Annotated in this window: 1 protein-coding gene; it reads right to left on the bottom strand. The window is 66.2% G+C overall.

Going from position 1 to position 3,777, the window contains the following annotated elements; translation table 11 throughout:
- Positions 1–3,777 (bottom strand): SDR family NAD(P)-dependent oxidoreductase (locus ACLQI9_RS13970; protein ID WP_442380076.1); only part of this gene is annotated, 3,777 nt, incomplete at both ends.

Below are 3,777 nucleotides of genomic sequence, written 5' to 3'. Positions count from 1 at the left end.
CGATGGCTTCGGCGAACGCCGGCTCGTCGGCCAATAGTTGGCGACCCATTCCGGCCCACTGCGATCCTCGTCCCGAGTAGACGAACACCGTGCCAGGTCCGATGGAGCCTGCATGGGGAGCCACCACGCCGGGGGCGGATTGACCCGAGGCCAGCCCGCGTAACCCCGCTACCGCTTGGCCCCGATCAATGGCCGCCACCGCGCCGAACTTGGTCTGCTGGGGCCGGTGATGGTTGAGGGTGTGCGCGATATCGGCCAGTGCCACCTGGGCGCCGGGGCCTTCCATCCAATCCGCCAGTGCCGATGCCATCGTGGCCACCCGCTGTGGCGTCTTGCCATACACGACCAGCGTCGACACCGCCGGATCCGGCGTGCGCACCGGCGCAGCGATCGGGTCGGGCGCCTGCTCGATCACCACGTGCGCATTCGTCCCACTGACGCCGAACGACGACACCCCCGCCCGGCGGGGTCGACCCGTGGTCGGCCATTCAATGCCCTCGGCCGCGATGTTCAGCCGGGCTGCGGCCTCACTTGCATGTGCGGTCAATTGGTTGAAGTTGAGGTGCCGCGGAATGTAGCCGTTGCGGATGGCGAGTACGGCCTTCATGAATCCGGCGACGCCCGCCGCCGCTTCCAGGTGACCGACATTGGTTTTCACCGACCCGATCACCAGCGGCTCGGAGCTCTCTCGATCGCTGAAAACCTTGCTCAGCGAATCGAGTTCGATCGGGTCGCCCAACGGCGTGCCCGTTCCGTGGGCCTCGATGTAGTCGATGTCGGCAGGCTTCAGCTTCGACGACGTCAACGCGGTACGCAGCAAGGCCTGTTGCGCCGGCCCGTTGGGAACGGTCACTCCGCTGCTGGCGCCGTCCTGGTTGACCGCCGTGCCGCGCACCACGGCCAGGACGCGGTTGCCGTCGCGCATCGCGTCGTCCAACCGCTTGAGCACCACCACCCCGGCGCCCTCGCCGCGCACATACCCGTCGGCGGACACATCGAAGGTCTTGCACTGCCCCTCCGGCGACAGCATCCCCCATCGCGAGCATGCGATGCTGGGTCCGGGGCTGAGCAGCAGGTTGGTTCCACCCACCACCGCCATGTCGCTTTCCCGCCCGCGCAGGCTCTGGCATGCCAGGTGTATCGCCACCAATGACGAGGAGCAGGCGGTGTCGAGGACCACCGCGGGCCCGCGGGCTCCGAGGATGTAGGCCAGCCGTCCGGCGGCGAAGTTCGCCGAGTTTCCGGTGGGGATGTAGGCGTCGAGGTCCTCGGGCCGCAACCGGCCGGCCAGGGTGAGCATGTAGTCGTAGGCGGTGACGCCGACGAATACCGATGTTTGGGTACCGCGAATGGTGTGCGGCGCAATGCCCGCGTCTTCTAGCGCTTCCCAGGCAACTTCGATCAACAACCGCTGCTGCGGGTCCATTGCCGCTGCTTCACGTGGGGAGATCGAGAAGAACTCCGCGTCGAACTCATCCGGCTGCCAGCTGGTGAGAAAGCCGCCTTCCCGGCTGCAGATGGTGCCGGGCACGGTGTGATCGTCCGTGTAGTAGGCGTCGGCGTCCCACCGGTCGGCGGGGACTCGCACGATGCCGTTTCGGCCGGCGCACAACATCTCCCAGAACTGGTCCGGGGTGTCTACCCCGCCCGGGAACCGGCACCCCATTCCGATCACCGCGATCGGTTCGGTGCTGGACTTTTCGGCGATTTCTGGGCGCGCTGTGAGGTCATCGATCTTGTGCAGCGCCTCGGTGATGATCGCTCGGCGATCCGGTGTCGCGGCGGTCATTGCGTTCCTCTTAGTCTTTCCGAAAGTTGTTCCAACAAAATCGGCTTCGGTGAATTCGCCATACGTATCCGCCGTTGGTTGCTGGCACGTTTCCAGGAGCTCGGGCAGGATGGTGGCCAGATAGTCGGTGAGGCTGTAAACGGTCGGGTAGTCAAAGACGACCGACGCCGGGAGAAACTCGCCGAGGCTGTCGGACAACACCCGCTGCAGCGTCACGCTCATCAGCGAGTCCATGCCGAGTTGGAAGAAGCCGGCCGACGGATCGAGCGTTTCGGTCGGAGGCATCCCCATCACCTTGGCGGCCAAGGCACCGATGTGGTCGAACAACATATCGTGTCGTCGTGCCGCTTGGCAGGTCCGCAGGGCTTTGCGGAACTCACTTTCCGGCATCGTGACGCCTTCTGGAGCCGGAAGCAGGTCGTCGACGATGGGCAGCGCCCCGCGCGTCCGGTATGCGGCGGCCAACAGCGGCCAATCCGCGGCCACCACAACCGAATGCACCCCGGCGTCCGGGCTCATCGCCAGCGGCAGCGCCCCGATGGCGACTTCGTCAGCCATGGGTTGTAGTCCGGATTCGGCGCTCACCTGGCTCGCGCCTTGTTGCGCGTCGGCCAGCGACTTCCACAAGCCCCAGGCCACGACGGTGGCCGGCAGTCCCATAAGGCGTCGGGCGTAGCCCAGGGTGTCCAGGAACGCGCTGGTCGCGGTGTAGTGCGCCAGCCATCGCGAACCGATGAGACCGGAGATTGAGGAGAACGAAACAAAGTGCTTTACAGGCTGTTTCAGCGACAACCGATGCAACAGCCGTGCGGCGTCCAACTTGGGCCGAAACATCGCGGCCACGTCGTCATCGGTCATGTCAACGAGCAGCACCGGCTGGCCGGCAAAGGCCGCCAAGTAGATTCCCTCCAGCGGCGGCAGGTCCACCCCGAACCGGTCGAACAGCGCGGTCATCGCGGCGGGATCGGTCGCGTCCGCGGCAACCGGGATGAGGTTCGTCCCGGTTGCGTCGAGGCTTTCGGCCAGTTCCGCCAGCCGTGTGCCGGGATTGCGGGACACGGTGACGATTGTCTTGGCCCCCATCTGCACGAGCTGACGGATCAGATGCGGTCCAATGTTTCCGGTGGCCCCGATGACGAGCTGGCTGGTGTTCTCGCTCAGCGTCACCGACGCTGCAGGCGCAGTTCGCCTCTCGAGCCGGGGTGCACGGCGTACACCCGATCGGTAGACGACCTGGTCCTCCCCGCCTTCCTTGTTGAGGCCGGCGGCTTCGTCCAGGACGTAGCGCGCGGCCAGCTCGGTAGGGATCGACTCATCGAGATCAATAACGCCGCCCCAGATTTCGGGATGCTCCAGCGCCAGCGTGCGGCCGAGACCCCACAGCACCGCGTGGGCGGGATTCGCGCGCTCACCTTCCGTGACGGGCTGGGCATTGCGGGTCAAGACGATCAGCTTCGGCTTGGAATCACTCGTGATCATCGCGGCGGCAAGCCGTCGTGCCGCATGGAACATGTGGTACGCCGACTCGACATCGACAGGCCCGGCTGCGACCGGCGGTGCGTAGAGCACGTTGTCCACACCATCGAGCAGGCCGTGCAGCCTGGTCGCATCGTCATCGAGCGCCGGGGGCGCGAGGAACTCAACACGGGACCCGGGGTCGGCGACTCGGGCGAGTTCGTCCGACAGTCCCTGATCGGACACCACGAGCCACGAGCCACTCCTGGCGATCGCGGCACGAGGCCCACTAGGTAAGGGGAGAACCGGCCATTCAAGCCGGTAGCTCCACCGGCCGAGCTCAGTGTTCCCGATTCCGGTCGGGTTCACCGCAACCCCGTTGCGGCCCGGATGTTCAAGCGCTGGCGTGGTGGTGATCCAGTGGTGGGTGTGTTGCCAGGGGGTGGTGGGCAGCACGGGGTGTGGCTCCGGGGGGTGAGGGGTTTGGGGTGCGACGGTGGTGTGGGCGGTGTTGAGGTTGGTGTGGAAGGTCA

The sequence above is a fragment of the Mycobacterium sp. genome, from assembly GCF_052143115.1.
GTDB lineage: Bacteria > Actinomycetota > Actinomycetes > Mycobacteriales > Mycobacteriaceae > Mycobacterium.
Note: the sequence above shows the minus strand (reverse complement) of the source record. Positions and strands in the feature narration are given on the sequence as shown.